A 19,985-nucleotide genomic window follows, 5' to 3' on the forward strand; every position below is an offset into this window, starting at 1 on the left:
CCATGCAGCTCTCTTCGCTCACTGCGGTTTCCCCTGTTGACGGCCGCTACGCCGGCAAAACCCAGGCCCTGCGCCCTATTTTCAGCGAATACGGCCTGATCCGTGCTCGTGTACTGGTTGAAGTGCGCTGGCTCCAGCGCCTGGCCGCTCACCCCGCCATCAGCGAAGTGCCGGCGTTTTCTGCGCAAGCCAACGCGGTACTCAACACCCTGGCGGAAAACTTCTCCCTGGAGCACGCCGAGCGTGTGAAAGAGATCGAGCGCACCACCAACCACGACGTCAAAGCCATCGAGTACCTGCTCAAAGAACAAGCGGCCAAGCTGCCGGAACTGGCCCAGGTCAGCGAGTTCATCCACTTTGCCTGCACCAGCGAGGACATCAACAACCTGTCCCACGCCCTGATGCTGCGCGAAGGCCGTGATGACGTGATGCTGCCACTGATGCGCCAGACCGCCAACGCCATCCGCGAACTGGCCATCCGCTTCGCCGACGTGCCGATGCTGTCGCGCACCCACGGCCAGCCAGCCTCGCCGACCACCCTGGGTAAAGAACTGGCCAACGTGGTGTACCGCCTGGAGCGCCAGATCGCGCAAGTGGCTGCCGTGCCATTGCTGGGCAAGATCAACGGCGCCGTAGGCAACTACAACGCCCACCTGTCGGCCTACCCTGAGATCGACTGGGAAGCCAACGCCCGCGCCTTCATCGAAGACGAGCTGGGCCTGGGCTTCAACCCGTACACCACGCAGATCGAACCCCACGACTACATCGCCGAGCTGTTCGACGCCATTGCGCGCTTCAACACCATCCTGATCGACTTCGATCGCGATATCTGGGGCTACATCTCCCTGGGCTACTTCAAGCAGCGCACCATCGCAGGCGAAATCGGCTCGTCGACCATGCCGCACAAGGTCAACCCGATCGACTTCGAAAACTCCGAAGGCAACCTGGGCATCGCCAACGCCTTGTTCCAGCACCTCGCCAGCAAGTTGCCGATCTCCCGCTGGCAGCGCGACCTGACCGACTCCACCGTATTGCGCAACCTCGGCGTGGGCTTTGCCCATAGCGTGATCGCGTACGAAGCCAGCCTCAAAGGCATCAGCAAGCTGGAGCTCAACGCGCAGAAAATCGCCGCTGACCTGGACGCCTGCTGGGAAGTCCTGGCCGAGCCGATCCAGACCGTGATGCGCCGCTACAACATCGAAAACCCGTACGAGAAGCTGAAAGAGTTGACACGCGGCAAGGGCATCAGCCCTGAAGCACTGCAAACTTTCATCGACGGCCTGGACATGCCAGCTGCGGCCAAGGCCGAGCTGAAACTGCTGACCCCGGCCAACTACATCGGCAACGCTGTAGACCAAGCCAAACGCATCTGATTGCGGCTTGACCCCTTAAGACGCCCGGCAGCGCCGGGCGTTTTTATTCCCGTCTGAAAAGTGCTTTTTTTCAATAGGTTACACATGAATCCTGATATTCCTCTTCAACTTCTGGGCGGCATCACGGCACGGGAATTCCTGCGCGACTACTGGCAGAAAAAACCACTGCTGATCCGCCAGGCCATCCCTGATTTCGAAAGCCCGATCGACGCCGACGAACTGGCCGGCCTGGCGCTGGAAGAAGAAGTCGAGTCGCGCCTGGTGATCGAGCACGGCGAGCGCCCGTGGGAGCTGCGTCGCGGCCCATTTGCCGAAGATGCCTTCAGCACCCTGCCCGAGCGCGAGTGGACCCTGCTGGTGCAGGCGGTCGACCAGTTCGTACCGGAAGTGGCCGAGCTGCTGGAGCAGTTCCGCTTCCTGCCAAGCTGGCGCATCGACGACGTGATGATCAGCTTTGCCGCCCCTGGTGGCAGCGTAGGCCCGCACTTCGATAACTACGATGTGTTCCTGCTGCAGGCCCAAGGCAAGCGCAACTGGAAGATCGGCCAGATGTGCAACTCGGAGAGCCCGCTGCTGCAACACGCCGACCTGCGCATCCTCGCCGAATTCGAAGAGAGCGCCGAATGGGTGCTGGAGCCTGGCGACATGCTCTACCTGCCGCCGCGCCTGGCGCACTTCGGCATCGCCGAAGATGACTGCATGACCTACTCGGTCGGCTTCCGCGCACCGAGCGCCGCCGAAGTGCTGACCCACTTCACCGACTTCCTCAGCCAGTACCTGACGGATGAAGAGCGCTACACCGACGCCGATGTCCAGCCCGTCAGTGACCCGCACCAGATCCAGAGCGACGCCCTCGACCGCCTGAAAAGCCTGCTGGCCGAGCACATGAGCGACGAGCGCATGCTGCTGACCTGGTTCGGCCAATTCATGACCGAGCCGCGCTACCCGGAACTGGTCGCCGGCCCCGAAGAGCTGGCGCAGGATGAAGTGATCAGCAGCCTGGAAGACGGTGCAGTCCTGATCCGCAACCCGAGCGCGCGCCTGGCCTGGTCGGAAGTGGACGACGATGTATTGCTGTTCGCCAGCGGCCAGAGCCGTTACCTGCCGGGCAAACTGCGCGAACTGCTGAAGTTGATCTGCGCGGCCGACGCCCTGCACGTCGACAACCTGGGCCCGTGGCTGGTTGATGAAGATGGCCGCGACCTGCTGTGCGAACTGGTCAAGCAAGGAAGCCTGGGGTTTGCCGATGAATAAAATTCACGTAAGTGTCGCGGACTGGCAAAAGGATATCGCCGAGATTCGGCGCATTCGTGAAGCGGTATTTATCGCTGAACAATCGGTTCCACCTGAGCTGGAATGGGACGCAGACGACGCCGGGGCCATGCATTTCCTCGCGTTCGAAGGCGACTTCCCCATTGGCACGGCGCGCCTGCTGCCCAGCGGCGAGATCGGTCGCGTGTCAGTCCTCAAGGACTGGCGCGGGCTGAAGGTCGGCGACAAACTGATGGAAGCGGTGATTGGCGAGGCCGAGAAACGCGGCCAGAGCCGGCAGTTCCTCAGTGCACAGGTGTATGCCGCGCCGTTCTATGAGCGGTTGGGGTTCAAGATCGTCAGCGGGGAATTCCTGGAAGTCGGGATTCCCCATGTTGATATGGAGCGCGAGGGCTGACTTTAGACCCAGTCGCTCCCTTCGCGAGCAAGCCCGCTCCCACACTTGATCGAGCTCGACCCCTGAAATGCGGTCAAAAGTGGGAGCGGGCTTGCTCGCGAAGGCGTCATTAGCAGCCCCCCAAAAAGGCCCTGCCATCCACCGATGCCAGGGCCTTTTGCCGTCTACGATTCAACTTACGCCCCGCCGGGCCGATAAACTGGCACCATCAAGCCCAAATGACTTGCAGAGATAACGGACATGTCCCTACGCACCCTAGTCGCCAGCCTGCTCATGGCCGTCAGCTTTTCGGCAATGGCAGCCACCGAAGTCGTACCCTTGAACAACCGCGCCAGCGCCGACCTGTTACCCGTGGCGCAGAATTTCATTGGCAAGGACGGCACTGTCAGCGCCTACGGCAATCAGTTGATCGTCAATGCCGAGCCCGACAAGATCCAGGCCCTGCGCGCCCTGCTCGCACAACTGGATACACCCTCCAAACGCTTGCTGATCACCGTCGACACCAACGAAAACAATCAGCAGGCCAACCGCCAGGTCATCACCTACAGCACCGAAAGCCGTGACGGCGGGATCCAGCAGATCCAGGCCAGCGAAGGCGTGCCCGCACTGATCCAGGTCGGCCAGAGCGTGCCACTGACCACCACCCAGCCCGACGCCTATGGCCGCCCGCAAAACCAGACCCAGTACCGCAACGTCACCCAGGGCTTCTATGTCACCGCCAGCGTCACCGGCGAGACCGTGCACCTGAGCATCAGCACCAATCGTGACCGCATGAGCCAGGAGCGTCCCGATGTAGTGAACGTGCAAAGTACCGACACAACCGTCAGCGGGCGCCTGGGTGAGTGGATCACGCTGGCCGGCATCAATCGCCAGACCCAGGCCGACAAACAGGGCGCGACCCGCACCTACTCGACCCAGGGCCGGGATGACCTGACAGTGCGGGTCAAAGTCGACACCTTGAACTGAAGCACCAAAAACTGACTGATTAGTCGTATTAGACCAAAGATGTAGTGCCATAAAAAAAGCACTACAAAACATTTGACGATCCAAAAAAGCATGGGCATGATGGCCTCGCTCCCGCTAATCAGGGGCCCTGGCAAGGGCCTTCGGATCGTCGCTCCAAGTTACCCACCTGAGCCGATTCGTGTCTGTACCGCCCACAAGGCGTGTTTGACGAGGTTGCGACTGGAACGAAGTTGTCCCGAGGGACGGAAGCTAACCAGGTAACCCGGCAACACACTGTTGGATCGTACAAAGGCCCACGACGCCCGAAGACTGTTCTCGGTTCGCCTCTACCTGCTCACTTTCTCCCTTGAGCCTATCGTTCATCCCGTCGCCTTCCCCGCCAAGCCCAACTTGACCGCCTAAGCTTCTGGTCAGCGAGCAGCCATAACCACGTACTGAATGCGTGGCTGGCAAAACGGAATTTTCAACCCAGTAGTTTTTCCACAAAAGACGCGACGAGGTTTTTCCCCATGGCACTGACACGCGAACAGCAAATTGCAGCCCTTGAAAAAGACTGGGCTGAAAACCCACGCTGGAAAGGCGTGACTCGCGCTTACTCCGCTGCTGACGTCGTCCGCCTGCGCGGCTCGGTTCAACCCGAGCACACCTTTGCAAAACTGGGCGCCGAGAAGCTGTGGAAGCTGGTTACCCAGGGCGCCAAGCCGTCCTTCCGCCCCGAGAAAGATTTCGTCAACTGCATGGGCGCCCTGACCGGCGGCCAGGCTGTGCAACAAGTCAAGGCCGGTATCCAGGCGATCTACCTGTCCGGCTGGCAAGTGGCTGCGGACAACAACTCCGCCGAGTCCATGTACCCTGACCAATCGCTGTACCCGGTGGACTCCGTGCCAACCGTGGTCAAGCGCATCAACAACTCGTTCCGCCGCGCCGACCAGATCCAGTGGAAAGCCGGTAAAGGTCCGGGCGACGAAGGCTACATCGACTACTTCGCGCCAATCGTGGCTGACGCCGAAGCCGGTTTCGGTGGTGTACTGAACGCCTACGAGCTGATGAAAAGCATGATCGAAGCAGGCGCCGCCGGCGTGCACTTCGAAGACCAACTGGCTTCCGTGAAAAAATGCGGCCACATGGGCGGCAAGGTACTGGTTCCGACCCAGGAAGCCGTACAGAAGCTGACCGCTGCCCGTCTGGCAGCTGACGTTGCCGGCACGCCGACCATCATCCTGGCCCGTACCGACGCCAACGCTGCTGACCTGCTGACTTCGGACTGCGACCCGTACGACCAGCCGTTCGTGACTGGCGAGCGCACCCAGGAAGGCTTCTACAAGGTACGCGCTGGCCTGGATCAAGCAATTGCCCGCGGCCTGGCCTACGCACCGTACGCCGACCTGATCTGGTGCGAAACCGCCAAGCCAGACCTGGACGAAGCCCGTCGCTTCGCCGAGGCGATCAAGAAGGAATACCCGGACCAACTGCTGTCCTACAACTGCTCGCCTTCTTTCAACTGGAAGAAGAACCTGGACGACGCGACCATCGCCAAGTTCCAGCGCGAACTGTCCGCCATGGGCTACAAGCACCAGTTCATCACCCTGGCCGGCATTCACAACATGTGGCACAGCATGTTCAACCTGGCGCACGACTACGCCCGCAACGACATGACTGCCTACGTGAAGCTGCAAGAGCAGGAATTCGCTGACGCCGCCAAAGGCTACACCTTCGTGGCGCACCAGCAGGAAGTGGGCACCGGCTACTTCGACGACATGACCACCGTGATCCAGGGCGGCACCTCGTCCGTGACCGCGCTAACCGGCTCGACCGAAGAAGAACAGTTTCACTAAGTGACCTGAGTACACGGCCATTGCGGGCCCGATAGAAAGCTAACCGCAGTGCCGCACGATCTGACGCCCCGACTGGTTCGGGGCGTTTTTTTGCCTGGGCGAAAGGTTACTGCCCCCCCTCCCGAAACCCAATGTGGGAGCTGGCCTGCCTGCGGTAGCGGCGTTTCAGCCACCCATTTGCCTAATGCCCCACCGCCATCGCGGCGATGCGGCGATCCGAAAAGCCCGACTCCCACAGAAACCGAGTCAAAACGTCTTTTTGAGCAAAACCTTGATCCAGAGCGGTATTGGCTTAGGAAAAATCAGTTAAAAGTTGCGCGCTGGCAACTTGCGCCATACGGGCAAGTAACAACAACTTTCCCCGCGACGCACTCAACACCCGCTTAAAACTCTCGCAAACAATATTCATTATCATTTAGAGCAATAAAACTTCGTTACACCCTAAACAAAACACAATTGATTAAAATCAAGCTAATGCCCGCAGCGTCTGGGCTACAGCCCCACAAAGGTGCACTATGTCCTTATTTCAGCGAATAATTTAGCCACAGGAATTTTACTTGCTAGGTGTTTAGCCATAAAATCACCGCGATTGATTGCGCTGCGACATATCGTCACTGCGTCGTTACTTTTTCGAGCTCAGAGACCTTTGCTCTCTGTTAAGGATTTCCAGCATGACCGAAGCGACAGGACTCATGGCCCACAACTGGGGCTTTGCCATTTTCCTCCTCGGTGTTGTCGGCCTCTGCGCCTTCATGCTCGGTGTTTCCAGCCTCCTCGGGTCAAAAGCCTGGGGCCGCAGCAAAAACGAACCGTTCGAGTCCGGCATGCTACCTACAGGTGGCGCCCGCTTGCGGCTCTCAGCCAAATTCTATCTGGTCGCGATGCTGTTCGTGATCTTCGATATCGAAGCCCTCTTTCTCTTTGCCTGGTCTGTGTCCGTCCGCGAAAGCGGCTGGACCGGATTCGTCGAAGCTCTCGTTTTCATAGCAATTCTGTTGGCAGGTCTTGTCTACCTGTTCCGAGTGGGCGCCCTTGACTGGGCTCCGGAAGCTCGTCGCAAGCGGCAAGCGAAGCTGAAACAATGAGGCTTTGGCGATGCAATACAATCTCACCAGGATCGACCCGGATGCTCCTAACGATCAGTACCCCATCGGCGAGCGGGAAACCGTCTCCGATCCGTTAGAAGACCAAGTCCACAAAAACATCTACATGGGCAAGCTGGAAGACGTGCTGAGTGGCGCGGTCAACTGGGGGCGTAAGAACTCCCTGTGGCCGTACAACTTCGGCCTTTCGTGCTGCTACGTGGAAATGACCACCGCCTTCACGGCGCCCCACGACATCGCGCGCTTTGGCGCCGAGGTTATCCGGGCATCGCCGCGTCAGGCGGATTTCATGGTTATCGCCGGTACCTGCTTTATCAAGATGGCGCCGATCATCCAGCGTCTCTACGAGCAAATGCTCGAGCCGAAGTGGGTTATCTCCATGGGTTCGTGCGCCAACTCCGGTGGCATGTACGACATCTACTCCGTGGTTCAGGGGGTCGACAAGTTCCTGCCCGTGGACGTCTACGTGCCTGGCTGCCCGCCCCGCCCTGAAGCTTTCCTGCAAGGCTTGATGCTGCTGCAGGAGTCGATTGGCAAGGAGCGTCGCCCACTGTCCTGGGTTGTCGGCGATCAAGGCGTGTACCGCGCCGAGATGCCGTCACAAAAGGAACAGCGCCGCGAACAGCGAATCGCAGTCACCAACCTGCGCAGCCCCGACGAAGTCTGATCCAGAACCGCTTCTTTTATAGAACGAAAACCTGGCTTCATTCTTTACGTTGACCGAAAGCGATAAAAAACCATGACTACAGGCAGTGCTCTGTACATCCCGCCTTATAAGGCAGACGACCAGGATGTGGTCGTCGAACTCAATAACCGTTTTGGCCCTGACGCCTTCACTGCCCAGGCCACACGCACCGGTATGCCGGTGCTGTGGGTGGCGCGTGCCAAGCTCGTCGAAGTCCTGACCTTCCTGCGCAACCTGCCCAAGCCGTACGTCATGCTCTATGACCTGCATGGCGTGGACGAGCGTCTGCGCACCAAGCGCCAGGGGCTGCCGAGCGGCGCTGATTTCACCGTGTTCTATCACCTGATGTCGCTGGAACGTAACAGCGACGTGATGATCAAGGTCGCCCTGTCGGAAAGCGACCTGAGCATCCCGACCGTGACCGGTATCTGGCCGAACGCCAGCTGGTACGAACGCGAAGTCTGGGACATGTTCGGCATCGACTTCCCGGGCCACCCGCACTTGACGCGCATCATGATGCCGCCAACCTGGGAAGGTCACCCGCTGCGCAAGGACTTCCCTGCCCGCGCCACCGAATTCGATCCGTTCAGCCTCAACCTGGCCAAGCAACAGCTTGAAGAAGAAGCGGCGCGCTTCCGTCCGGAAGACTGGGGCATGAAACGCTCCGGCACCAACGAGGACTACATGTTCCTCAACCTGGGCCCGAACCACCCTTCGGCCCACGGTGCCTTCCGCATCATCCTGCAACTGGACGGCGAAGAAATCGTCGACTGCGTACCGGACATCGGCTACCACCACCGTGGTGCCGAGAAAATGGCCGAACGCCAGTCCTGGCACAGCTTCATCCCGTACACCGACCGTATCGACTACCTCGGCGGCGTGATGAACAACCTGCCGTACGTGCTCTCGGTCGAGAAGCTGGCCGGGATCAAGGTTCCGGACCGCGTCGACACCATCCGCATCATGATGGCCGAGTTCTTCCGGATCACCAGCCACCTGCTGTTCCTGGGTACCTATATCCAGGACGTCGGCGCCATGACCCCGGTGTTCTTCACCTTCACCGACCGTCAGCGTGCGTACAAGGTCATCGAAGCCATCACCGGCTTCCGCCTGCACCCGGCCTGGTACCGCATCGGCGGTGTGGCCCACGACCTGCCGAACGGCTGGGAGCGCCTGGTCAAGGAATTCATCGACTGGATGCCCAAGCGTCTGGACGAGTACCAAAAGGCTGCGCTGGATAACAGCATCCTCAAGGGCCGGACCATCGGCGTCGCCCAGTACAACACCAAGGAGGCCCTGGAATGGGGCGTCACCGGTGCTGGCCTGCGTTCCACCGGTTGCGATTTCGACCTGCGCAAGGCGCGCCCGTACTCCGGCTACGAGAACTTCGAGTTCGAAGTCCCGCTGGCGGCCAACGGCGATGCCTACGACCGTTGCATCGTGCGCGTCGAAGAAATGCGCCAGAGCCTGAAAATCATCGAGCAGTGCATGCGCAACATGCCGGCCGGCCCGTACAAGGCGGATCACCCGCTGACCACGCCGCCGCCTAAAGAGCGCACCCTGCAGCACATCGAAACCCTGATCACGCACTTCCTGCAAGTCTCGTGGGGCCCGGTCATGCCGGCCAACGAGTCCTTCCAGATGATCGAAGCGACCAAGGGTATCAACAGTTATTACCTGACGAGCGATGGCGGCACCATGAGCTACCGCACCCGGATTCGTACCCCAAGCTTTGCCCACTTGCAGCAGATCCCTTCGGTGATCAAAGGCGAGATGGTCGCGGACTTGATTGCGTACCTGGGTAGTATCGATTTCGTTATGGCCGACGTGGACCGCTAAGCATGAACAGCACGCTTATCCAGACAGACCGTTTCACCTTGAGTGAAACCGAGCGCTCGGCCATCGAGCACGAGCTGCATCACTACGAAGACCCGCGCGCGGCGTCTATCGAAGCCTTGAAGATCGTCCAGAAGGAACGTGGCTGGGTGCCCGATGGTGCCCTCTACGCCATCGGCGAGATCCTCGGCATCCCGGCCAGCGATGTGGAAGGCGTGGCGACGTTCTACAGCCAGATCTTCCGCCAGCCGGTCGGCCGCCACATCATTCGCGTGTGCGACAGCATGGTCTGCTACATCGGTGGCCACGAGTCGGTGGTCGACGCGATCCAGAGCAAGCTGGGCATCGGCCTGGGCCAAACCACTGCAGACGGTCGCTTCACGCTGCTGCCGGTGTGCTGCCTGGGCAACTGTGACAAGGCGCCGGCGTTGATGATCGACGACGACACATTCGGTGACGTCCAGGCTGCTGGCGTCACCCAATTGCTCGAGGGCTACCCATGACCCTGACTTCCTTTGGTCCCGCCAACCTGATCAAGCGTTCGGCCGAGACTCACCCGCTGACCTGGCGCCTGCGTGACGACGGCGAGGCGGTATGGCTTGACGAGTACCAGGCCAAGAACGGTTACGCCGCAGCGCGCAAAGCCTTTGCCGACATGGCCCAGGACGATATCGTCCAGACCGTGAAGGACGCAGGCCTTAAAGGTCGCGGTGGTGCAGGCTTCCCCACGGGTGTGAAGTGGGGCCTGATGCCTAAAGACGAATCCATCAACATCCGTTACCTGCTGTGCAACGCGGATGAGATGGAGCCCAACACCTGGAAAGACCGCATGCTGATGGAGCAACTGCCCCATCTGCTGATCGAAGGCATGCTGATCAGTGCCCGTGCGCTGAAAACCTACCGGGGCTACATCTTCCTGCGTGGCGAATACACCACCGCCGCCAAGCACCTGAACCGTGCCGTGGCCGAAGCCAAGGCCGCAGGCCTGTTGGGCAAGAACATCCTCGGTTCGGGTTTTGACTTCGAACTGTTCGTGCATACCGGCGCCGGGCGTTATATCTGCGGTGAAGAAACCGCCCTGATCAACTCCCTCGAAGGCCGCCGCGCCAACCCACGCTCCAAGCCGCCCTTCCCTGCCGCCGTTGGCGTGTGGGGCAAGCCTACGTGCGTGAACAACGTCGAGACCCTGTGCAACGTGCCGGCGATCATCGCCGACGGCGTGGACTGGTACAAATCCCTGGCCCGCGAAGGCAGCGAAGACATGGGCACCAAGCTCATGGGCTTCTCCGGCAAGGTCAAGAACCCTGGCCTGTGGGAACTGCCATTCGGCGTGACCGCCCGTGAGCTGTTCGAGGACTACGCCGGCGGCATGCGCGACGGCTACACCCTCAAGGCCTGGCAGCCAGGCGGCGCCGGCACCGGTTTCCTGTTGCCCGAGCACCTCGACGCACAGATGTATGCCGGCGGCATCGGCAAGGTGGGCACCCGGATGGGTACCGGCCTGGCGATGGCGGTGGACAACACCGTGAACATGGTCTCGCTGCTGCGCAACATGGAGCAGTTCTTCGCTCGCGAATCCTGTGGCTTCTGCACCCCGTGCCGCGATGGCTTGCCATGGAGCGTCAAGCTCCTGATGGCGATCGAGAAAGGCGAAGGCCAGCCGGGAGATATCGAGACCCTGCTGGGCCTCGTGGGTTTCCTCGGCCCGGGCAAGACCTTCTGTGCTCACGCACCGGGCGCCGTGGAGCCACTGGGCAGCGCAATCAAGTACTTCCGCTCGGAGTTCGAAGCCGGCATCGCGCCCAAAAGCGCCGCCGTCCCGCCTCTGGCAAAGCCGATCGTAGTCGGCGCGTAACGCTTCAATAGGCGAAGGGTCCGTGCCCTTCGCCTTGTCATGTGCTGACGCCTTGAAGGCTGTGTTGATGCACATGAATAACAAGATTCCATTAGCCACGCCCGCTGACAACGGGCCAACGAAGAACTTTGAACCATGGCCACTATCCACGTAGACGGCAAAGCGCTCGAAGTCGATGGGGCGGACAACCTGTTACAGGCGTGTCTGTCACTAGGCCTCGACATCCCTTATTTCTGCTGGCACCCCGCGCTTGGTAGCGTCGGTGCCTGTCGCCAGTGTGCGGTCAAGCAGTACACCGACGAAAACGACACCCGTGGTCGTATCGTTATGTCCTGCATGACGCCGGCCACCGACAACACCTGGATTTCCATCGACGATGATGAATCCAAGGCGTTCCGCGCCAGCGTTGTCGAATGGCTGATGACCAACCACCCCCACGACTGCCCGGTCTGTGAGGAAGGCGGTCACTGCCACCTGCAAGATATGACGGTGATGACCGGCCACAACGAGCGCCGTTATCGCTTCACCAAGCGTACCCACCAGAACCAGGACCTCGGCCCGTTCATTTCCCACGAAATGAACCGCTGCATCGCCTGCTATCGCTGTGTGCGCTTCTATAAAGACTACGCCGGCGGCACCGACCTGGGCGTATTCGGCGCCCACGACAACGTGTACTTCGGTCGCGTTGAAGACGGCGTGCTCGAAAGCGAGTTCTCCGGCAACCTCACCGAGGTCTGCCCGACCGGTGTGTTTACCGACAAGACCCACTCCGAGCGCTACAACCGCAAGTGGGACATGCAGTTCTCGCCGAGCATCTGCCATGGCTGCTCCAGCGGTTGCAACATCTCCCCGGGCGAGCGCTACGGCGAACTGCGTCGCATCGAAAACCGCTTCAACGGTTCGGTCAACCAGTACTTCCTGTGCGACCGTGGCCGTTTCGGCTATGGCTACGTCAACCGCGAAGACCGCCCTCGCCAGCCACTGCTGGCCGATGGCGCCAAGCTGAGCCTGGACGCGGCGCTGGATAAAGCCGCTGACCTGCTGCGCGGGCGCAACATCGTGGGTATCGGTTCGCCACGCGCCAGCCTCGAAAGCAACTATGCGTTGCGCGAACTGGTAGGCGCCGAGCACTTCTACAGCGGTATCGAAGCCGGTGAGCTGGAGCGCATTCGCCTGGTCCTGCAAGTGCTCAATGACAGCCCGCTGCCAGTACCGAACATGCGCGACATCGAAGACCACGACGCGATTTTCGTGCTCGGTGAAGACCTGACCCAGACCGCCGCACGTATCGCCCTGTCGCTGCGCCAGTCGGTCAAAGGCAAGGCCGAAGAAATGGCCGACGCCATGCGCGTCCAGCCGTGGCTCGACGCCGCGGTGAAAAACATCGGCCAGCACGCGCTGAACCCGCTGTTTATCGCCAGCCTGGCTGAAACCAAGCTCGACGATATCGCCGAAGAATGCGTACACGCAGCGCCCGACGACCTGGCTCGCATCGGTTTCGCCGTGGCCCACGCCCTCGACGCCAGCGCCCCTGCCGTCGAAGGCCTGGACGCAGAAGCTGCAGCCCTGGCCCAGCGCATCGCCGATGCCCTGCTGGCGGCCAAGCGTCCACTGATCATTGCCGGTACCTCGCTGGGTTCCAAGGCGCTGATCGAGGCCGCCGCCAACATCGCCAAAGCCTTGAAGCTGCGCGAGAAGAACGGCTCCATCAGCCTGGTCGTGCCGGAAGCCAACAGCCTTGGCCTGGCCATGCTCGGTGGCGAGTCCCTGGACAGTGCCCTGCAAGCCGTGATCGACGGCACTGCGGACGCCATCGTGGTACTGGAAAACGACCTGTACACCCGCACCGATGCGACCAAGGTCGATGCAGCGCTGAATGCTGCCAAAGTGCTGATCGTCGCCGATCACCAGAAGACCGCCACCAGCGACCGCGCCCACCTGGTGCTGCCAGCCGCCACCTTCGCCGAAGGCGACGGGACCCTGGTCAGCCAGGAAGGCCGCGCCCAGCGCTTCTTCCAGGTGTTCGATCCAAAGTACATGGACGCCAGCATCCTGGTTCACGAAGGCTGGCGCTGGCTGCATGCCCTGCGCGCAACCCTGCTGAACCAGCCGATCGACTGGACCCAGCTCGACCACGTCACAGCAGCCGTCGCCGCGAGCGCACCGCAGTTGGCGCGTATCGTCGATGCCGCACCGTCCGCCGCGTTCCGCATCAAGGGCATGAAGCTGGCCCGTGAACCGCTGCGTTACTCCGGGCGTACCGCCATGCGCGCGGATATCAGCGTGCACGAACCGCGTACCCCGCAAGACAACGACACCGCGTTCGCCTTCTCCATGGAAGGCTACTCGGGTTCGGTCGAGCCCCGTCAGCAGGTGCCATTTGCCTGGTCGCCGGGCTGGAACTCGCCGCAGGCCTGGAACAAGTTCCAGGACGAAGTCGGTGGTCATATCCGCGCTGGCGACCCAGGCACCCGCCTGATCGAAAGCACCGGCGATTCGCTGAACTGGTTCGCTGCAGTACCGCGTCCGTTCAACCCGGCCCAGGGCACCTGGCAGGTTGTGCCGTTCTTCCACCTGTTCGGCAGCGAAGAGACCTCTTCCAAAGCCGCACCGGTGCAAGAGCGCATTCCACAAGCCTACGTGTCCGTGGCCAAGTCCGAAGCCGATCGCCTGGGCGTCAACGACGGTGCCCTGCTCAGCGTGAACGTAGCCGGCCAGACCCTGCGTCTGCCGCTGCGCATCAACGACGAGCTGGGTGCTGGCCTGGTTGCACTGCCAAAAGGCCTCGCCGGGATTCCTCCTGCGATCTTTGGCCAAACCGTTGACGGTCTGCAGGAGGCAGCGCAATGACCTGGTTCACCCCTGAAGTGATCGACGTGATCATCTCGGTCGTCAAGGCCATCGTGATCCTGTTGGCCGTGGTCGTCGCGGGCGCCCTGCTCAGCTTCGTCGAACGTCGCCTGCTGGGCTGGTGGCAGGACCGTTACGGTCCGAACCGCGTTGGCCCATTTGGTATGTTCCAGATCGCTGCCGACATGCTGAAAATGTTCTTCAAGGAAGACTGGACCCCGCCGTTTGCCGACAAGGTGATCTTCACCCTGGCACCGGTCGTGGCCATGAGCGCCTTGCTGATCGCCTTCGCGATCATCCCGATCACCCCGACCTGGGGCGTGGCGGACCTGAACATCGGCTTGCTGTTCTTCTTCGCCATGGCCGGTCTGTCGGTCTACGCGGTGCTGTTCGCCGGCTGGGCCAGTAACAACAAGTTCGCCCTGCTGGGCAGCTTGCGGGCCTCGGCCCAGACTGTGTCCTACGAAGTGTTCATGGGCCTGGCGCTGATGGGCATCGTGGTGCAGGTGGGCTCGTTCAACATGCGCGACATCGTCGAGTACCAGGCACAGAACCTGTGGTTCATCATTCCGCAGTTCTTCGGCTTCTGTACCTTCTTCATCGCTGGCGTGGCCGTGACTCACCGTCACCCTTTCGACCAGCCCGAAGCGGAACAGGAACTGGCCGACGGTTACCACATTGAATATGCCGGCATGAAATGGGGCATGTTCTTCGTCGGTGAGTACATCGGCATCATCTTGATCTCGGCCCTGCTGGTCACGCTGTTCTTCGGCGGCTGGCACGGTCCGTTCGGCATCCTGCCGCAGTTGGCGTTCTTCTGGTTCTTCCTCAAGACCGCGTTCTTCATCATGTTGTTTATCCTGCTGCGCGCTTCCATTCCGCGTCCACGATACGACCAGGTGATGGATTTCAGCTGGCGCTTCTGCCTGCCGCTGACCCTGATCAATTTGCTGGTGACTGCTGCCGTTGTGTTGTTGAACACGCCAGCGGGCGCGGTTCAGTGAGGATTTGACCCATGTTCAAATATATTGGCGACATCGTTAAGGGTACCGGTACCCAGTTGCGAAGCCTGGTGATGGTTTTCGGCCATGGCTTTCGCAAACGCGACACCCTGCAATACCCGGAAGAAGCGGTGTACCTGCCGCCGCGTTATCGCGGCCGTATCGTACTGACCCGCGACCCCGATGGCGAAGAGCGTTGCGTAGCCTGCAACCTGTGCGCCGTGGCGTGCCCGGTTGGCTGTATCTCCCTGCAGAAAGCTGAAACCGAAGACGGTCGCTGGTACCCGGACTTCTTCCGCATCAACTTCTCGCGCTGCATTTTCTGCGGCCTCTGCGAGGAAGCTTGCCCGACCACCGCAATCCAGCTGACACCGGATTTCGAGATGGCCGAGTTCAAACGTCAGGACCTGGTGTACGAGAAAGAAGATCTGTTGATCTCTGGTCCCGGTAAAAACCCTGATTACAACTTCTATCGTGTTGCAGGTATGGCCGTTGCCGGTAAGCCCAAGGGCGCCGCACAAAACGAAGCCGAGCCGATCAACGTGAAGAGCTTGCTGCCTTAAGGAAGAAAGATGGAATTCGCTTTCTATTTCGCATCGGGTATTGCAGTGGTGTCCACGCTTCGCGTGATCACCAACACCAACCCCGTGCACGCCCTGCTCTACCTGATCATTTCGCTGATCGCCGTGGCCATGACCTTTTTCAGCCTCGGCGCACCGTTTGCCGGTGTCCTGGAAGTGATCGCCTACGCTGGCGCCATCATGGTGCTTTTCGTGTTTGTGGTGATGATGCTCAACCTGGGGCCGGCTTCGGTCGCCCAGGAGCGCGTCTGGCTCAAGCCCGGCATCTGGCTTGGCCCGGTGATCCTGGCGGCGCTGCTGCTGGCTGAACTGCTGTATGTACTGTTCGCTCACCAGAGCGGCCAGGCCATCGGCCACACCACCGTAGACGCCAAGGCCGTGGGCATCAGCCTGTTCGGCCCGTACCTGCTGGTGGTCGAACTGGCTTCGATGCTGCTGCTCGCTGCAGCCATCACTGCCTTCCACTTGGGCCGCAACGAAGCCAAGGAGCAATGACGATGCCTGCTATCCCTTTGGAGCATGGTCTGGCGGTCGCCGGCATCCTGTTCTGCCTTGGCCTGGTCGGCCTGATGGTTCGCCGTAACATTCTGTTCGTGTTGATGAGCCTGGAAATCATGATGAACGCTGCTGCACTGGCCTTCATCGTGGCGGGTGCGCGTTGGGGCCAGCCGGATGGGCAAGTGATGTTCATCCTGGTGATCAGCCTGGCAGCCGCCGAGGCCAGTATTGGCCTGGCGATCCTGCTGCAACTGTATCGTCGCTTCCACACGCTTGATATCGACGCTGCCAGTGAGATGCGCGGATGAACATGATCTTTCTGACTTTCGTATTTCCCCTGATCGGTTTCCTGCTGCTGTCGTTCTCCCGTGGACGCTGGTCGGAAAACCTCTCGGCCCTGGTCGGCGTGGGTTCCATTGGCCTGTCGGCGATTGTCGCCGCCTACGTCATCTGGCAATTCAACGTTGCGCCACCAGAAGCGGGTCACTACACCCTGGTGCTGTGGCAGTGGATGGCGGTCGAAGGCTTCAAGCCTGACTTCGCCCTCTACGTCGACGGCCTGTCGATCACCATGCTCGGCGTGGTGGTGGGCGTGGGCTTCCTGATCCACCTGTTCGCGTCCTGGTACATGCGCGGTGAGGCCGGTTACTCGCGCTTCTTCGCCTACACCAACCTGTTTATCGCCAGCATGCTGTTCCTGGTGCTGGGCGATAACCTGTTGTTCCTGTACTTCGGCTGGGAAGGCGTGGGCCTGTGCTCGTACCTGTTGATCGGTTTCTACTACAGCAACCGCAACAACGGTAACGCGGCACTCAAGGCGTTTGTCGTGACCCGGATCGGCGACGTGTTCATGGCCATCGGCCTGTTCATCCTGTTCCAACAGGTGGGCACGCTGAATATCCAGGAACTGCTGGTGCTGGCACCGCAGAAATTCCAGGTCGGCGACTTCTGGATCACCCTGGCGACCCTGATGCTGCTGGGCGGCGCTGTCGGTAAGTCGGCACAACTGCCACTGCAAACCTGGCTGGCAGACGCCATGGCCGGTCCTACCCCGGTTTCGGCACTGATCCACGCCGCCACCATGGTGACCGCCGGTGTCTACCTGATCGCCCGTACCCACGGCCTGTTCACCCTGGCGCCGGAAATCCTGCACCTGGTGGGCCTGGTGGGTGGCGTGACCCTGGTGCTGGCCGGCTTCGCCGCGCTGGTGCAGACCGACATCAAGCGGATCCTCGCTTACTCGACCATGAGCCAGATCGGCTACATGTTCCTGGCCCTGGGCGTCGGCGCCTGGGACGGCGCGATCTTCCACCTGATGACCCACGCCTTCTTCAAGGCCCTGCTGTTCCTCGCGTCCGGTGCGGTGATCGTTGCCTGCCACCACGAGCAGAACATCTTCAAGATGGGCGGCCTGTGGAAAAAACTGCCGTTGGCCTACGCCAGCTTCATCGTCGGCGGCGCGGCGCTTGCAGCCCTGCCACTGGTGACCGCAGGTTTCTACTCCAAAGACGAAATCCTCTGGGAAGCCTTTGCCAGCGGTAACCAAGGCCTGCTGTACGCCGGTCTGGTTGGCGCATTCATGACCTCGCTGTACACCTTCCGCCTGATCTTCATCACGTTCCACGGTGAAGCCAAGACCGAAGCCCACGCAGGTCACGGCATTTCCCACTGGCTGCCACTGTCGGTGCTGATCATCCTGTCGACCTTCGTCGGCGCCATGATCACCCCGCCACTGGCTGGCGTACTGCCACAAAGCGTCGGGCATGCCGGCGGCGACGCCAAGCACAGCCTGGAAATCGCCTCGGGCGCCATCGCCATCGCCGGTATCCTGCTGGCGGCCATGTTGTTCCTCGGCAAGCGTCGCTTCGTCACTGCCGTGGCCAACAGTGGCATTGGCCGCTTCCTTTCGGCCTGGTGGTTCGCTGCCTGGGGCTTCGACTGGATCTACGACAAACTGTTCGTCAAGCCTTACCTTGCGATCAGCCATGTACTGCGCAAAGACCCGCTCGACCAGACCATTGGTTTGATCCCGCGTGCCGCCAAGGCCGGTCACACCGCCCTGAGCCGCACCGAGACCGGCCAATTGCGTTGGTATGCAGCTTCCATGGCGGCCGGTGCCGTGCTGGTGATCGGCGCCATCGTAGTGGTAGCGGTCTGATATGAACTTTGCGAACTTGCGAAAGGAAACGAGCCCGTCATGATTCTGCCCTGGCTAATCCTGATCCCTTTTATCGGCGGCCTGCTCTGCTGGATGGGCGAGCGCTTCGGCGCTACCCTGCCCCGCTGGATTGCGTTGCTGACCATGTCCCTGGAACTCGCACTCGGCCTCTGGCTGTGGGCCCATGGCGACTATTCATTTGCTCCGGCACCGGGTGTCGATCCAACCTTCGCGCTTGAATTCAAGCACGTCTGGATCGAACGCTTCGGCATCAACGTGCACCTGGCCCTCGATGGCCTGTCGCTGTTGATGATCCTGCTGACCGGCCTGCTGGGTATCCTCTCGGTACTCTGCTCCTGGAAAGAAATCGAGCGTCACGTGGGCTTCTTCCACCTGAACCTGATGTGGATCCTGGGCGGCGTTGTCGGCGTGTTCCTTGCGCTGGACCTGTTCATGTTCTTCTTCTTCTGGGAAATGATGCTGGTGCCGATGTACTTCCTCATCGCGCTCTGGGGTCACAGTTCTTCGGACGGCAAGAAAACCCGGATCTACGCGGCGACCAAGTTCTTCATCTTCACCCAGGCTTCCGGCCTGATCATGTTGGTGGCGATCCTGGGCCTGGTCCTGGTCAACTTCAACAACACCGGCGTGATTACCTTCAACTACGCCGACCTGTTGAAAACCAAGATGTCGATGACCACCGAGTACATTCTCATGCTCGGTTTCTTCATCGCCTTCGCGGTGAAGCTGCCAGTGGTACCGTTCCACTCCTGGTTGCCTGACGCTCACGCCCAGGCACCCACCGCAGGTTCCGTGGACCTGGCCGGTATCCTGTTGAAGACGGCGGCCTACGGCCTGCTGCGTTTCGCCCTGCCGCTGTTCCCGAATGCTTCGGCCGAGTTCGCGCCGATTGCCATGACCCTGGGTCTGATCGGGATCTTCTACGGCGCGTTCCTGGCCTTCGCACAAACCGACATCAAGCGTCTGATTGCCTTCTCGTCCGTTTCCCACATGGGTTTCGTACTGATCGGCATCTACTCCGGCAGCCAGCTGGCGTTGCAAGGCGCGGTGATCCAGATGCTGGCTCACGGTGTTTCGGCAGCCGCACTGTTTATCCTCAGTGGCCAACTGTACGAGCGCCTGCACACCCGTGACATGCGTGAAATGGGCGGCATCTGGTCGCGTATCGCCTACCTGCCGGCGATCAGCCTGTTCTTTGCAGCCGCCTCCCTGGGCTTGCCGGGCACCGGTAACTTTGTCGGCGAGTTCCTGATCCTGATGGGCAGCTTCGTCAGTGCGCCATGGATCACCGCGATTGCCACCTCCGGCCTGGTGTTCGGTTCGGTCTACTCGCTGATCATGATCCACCGCGCCTACTTCGGCCCGACCAAGTCGGACGCTGTCCTTAAAGGGATGGATGCTCGCGAACTGATCATGGTGCTCGGCCTTGCGGCATTGCTGGTGTATATCGGCGTGTATCCGCAACCGTTCCTCGACACCTCTGCCGCCACGATGCATGGCGTGCAGCAGTGGTTGAGCACCGCCTTCACTCAACTCGCTTCGGCCCGGTAAGAG

17 protein-coding genes are annotated in these 19,985 nt (G+C 60.8%); all 17 read left to right on the forward strand.

Translation table 11 applies throughout. The features are described 5' to 3' along the window. Positions 1-2: 2 nt before the first annotated feature. Complete coding sequence (gene purB, locus K1X80_RS17080) at positions 3-1,373, forward strand: adenylosuccinate lyase (protein WP_038441746.1); 1,371 nt, start codon at positions 3-5, stop codon at positions 1,371-1,373. 84 nt (positions 1,374-1,457) lie between these two features. Further along, positions 1,458-2,627, forward strand: coding sequence for a cupin domain-containing protein (locus K1X80_RS17085; RefSeq protein ID WP_115128480.1), 1,170 nt, complete (start codon positions 1,458-1,460; stop codon positions 2,625-2,627). Further along, complete coding sequence (locus tag K1X80_RS17090; RefSeq protein ID WP_057441403.1) at positions 2,620-3,042, forward strand: GNAT family N-acetyltransferase; 423 nt, start codon at positions 2,620-2,622, stop codon at positions 3,040-3,042. The genes K1X80_RS17085 and K1X80_RS17090 overlap by 8 nt, the downstream gene beginning before the upstream one ends. Positions 3,043-3,282: 240 nt before the next feature. Beyond that, positions 3,283-4,008, forward strand: a complete 726-nt coding sequence (locus K1X80_RS17095) for a secretin N-terminal domain-containing protein (protein WP_057960015.1) — start codon at positions 3,283-3,285, stop codon at positions 4,006-4,008. A 509-nt stretch (positions 4,009-4,517) separates the two neighbouring features. Beyond that, entirely contained in the window at positions 4,518-5,843 is a 1,326-nt protein-coding gene (gene aceA / locus K1X80_RS17100) for an isocitrate lyase (RefSeq protein ID WP_003219577.1), read from the forward strand. A gap of 671 nt (positions 5,844-6,514) precedes the next feature. Next, positions 6,515-6,928 carry an NADH-quinone oxidoreductase subunit A gene (locus K1X80_RS17105; RefSeq protein WP_003219575.1) on the forward strand — a complete coding sequence of 138 codons (414 nt, stop codon included), beginning with the start codon at positions 6,515-6,517 and terminating at the stop codon, positions 6,926-6,928. A gap of 10 nt (positions 6,929-6,938) precedes the next feature. Beyond that, positions 6,939-7,613 carry an NADH-quinone oxidoreductase subunit B family protein gene (locus K1X80_RS17110; RefSeq protein ID WP_012724951.1) on the forward strand — a complete coding sequence of 225 codons (675 nt, stop codon included), beginning with the start codon at positions 6,939-6,941 and terminating at the stop codon, positions 7,611-7,613. Positions 7,614-7,685: 72 nt separating this feature from the next. Next, the gene (gene nuoC / locus K1X80_RS17115) at positions 7,686-9,470 is read left to right on the forward strand and encodes an NADH-quinone oxidoreductase subunit C/D (RefSeq protein ID WP_033896875.1); all 1,785 of its coding nucleotides are present in this window, start codon (positions 7,686-7,688) and stop codon (positions 9,468-9,470) included. 2 nt (positions 9,471-9,472) lie between these two features. After that, the gene (gene nuoE / locus K1X80_RS17120) at positions 9,473-9,970 is read left to right on the forward strand and encodes an NADH-quinone oxidoreductase subunit NuoE (RefSeq protein ID WP_057441399.1); all 498 of its coding nucleotides are present in this window, start codon (positions 9,473-9,475) and stop codon (positions 9,968-9,970) included. Beyond that, on the forward strand, positions 9,967-11,322 hold the full coding sequence (gene nuoF, locus K1X80_RS17125) for an NADH-quinone oxidoreductase subunit NuoF (RefSeq protein WP_057441397.1): 1,356 nt from the start codon (positions 9,967-9,969) through the stop codon (positions 11,320-11,322). The genes nuoE and nuoF overlap by 4 nt, the downstream gene beginning before the upstream one ends. A gap of 135 nt (positions 11,323-11,457) precedes the next feature. After that, on the forward strand, positions 11,458-14,172 hold the full coding sequence (nuoG, locus tag K1X80_RS17130; protein ID WP_057960016.1) for an NADH-quinone oxidoreductase subunit NuoG: 2,715 nt from the start codon (positions 11,458-11,460) through the stop codon (positions 14,170-14,172). Further along, positions 14,169-15,176, forward strand: coding sequence for an NADH-quinone oxidoreductase subunit NuoH (gene nuoH, locus K1X80_RS17135; protein WP_017737147.1), 1,008 nt, complete (start codon positions 14,169-14,171; stop codon positions 15,174-15,176). The genes nuoG and nuoH overlap by 4 nt, the downstream gene beginning before the upstream one ends. A gap of 11 nt (positions 15,177-15,187) precedes the next feature. Then, on the forward strand, positions 15,188-15,736 hold the full coding sequence (gene nuoI, locus K1X80_RS17140; RefSeq protein WP_003174725.1) for an NADH-quinone oxidoreductase subunit NuoI: 549 nt from the start codon (positions 15,188-15,190) through the stop codon (positions 15,734-15,736). 9 nt (positions 15,737-15,745) lie between these two features. Then, the gene (gene nuoJ / locus K1X80_RS17145) at positions 15,746-16,249 is read left to right on the forward strand and encodes an NADH-quinone oxidoreductase subunit J (protein WP_017476146.1); all 504 of its coding nucleotides are present in this window, start codon (positions 15,746-15,748) and stop codon (positions 16,247-16,249) included. A 2-nt stretch (positions 16,250-16,251) separates the two neighbouring features. Beyond that, positions 16,252-16,560 (forward strand): NADH-quinone oxidoreductase subunit NuoK, encoded by a 309-nt coding sequence (nuoK, locus tag K1X80_RS17150; RefSeq protein ID WP_003174727.1) that lies wholly within the window; start codon positions 16,252-16,254, stop codon positions 16,558-16,560. Continuing rightward, entirely contained in the window at positions 16,557-18,410 is a 1,854-nt protein-coding gene (gene nuoL, locus K1X80_RS17155) for an NADH-quinone oxidoreductase subunit L (protein ID WP_029293339.1), read from the forward strand. Before nuoK ends, nuoL begins: the two co-directional genes overlap by 4 nt. Positions 18,411-18,449: 39 nt before the next feature. Next, positions 18,450-19,982 (forward strand): NADH-quinone oxidoreductase subunit M, encoded by a 1,533-nt coding sequence (gene nuoM / locus K1X80_RS17160; protein WP_057445263.1) that lies wholly within the window; start codon positions 18,450-18,452, stop codon positions 19,980-19,982. The last annotated feature ends 3 nt before the right edge of the window (positions 19,983-19,985 follow it).

The organism is Pseudomonas sp. So3.2b (assembly GCF_019464415.1).
In the GTDB taxonomy this organism is placed as follows: domain Bacteria; phylum Pseudomonadota; class Gammaproteobacteria; order Pseudomonadales; family Pseudomonadaceae; genus Aquipseudomonas; species Aquipseudomonas shahriarae.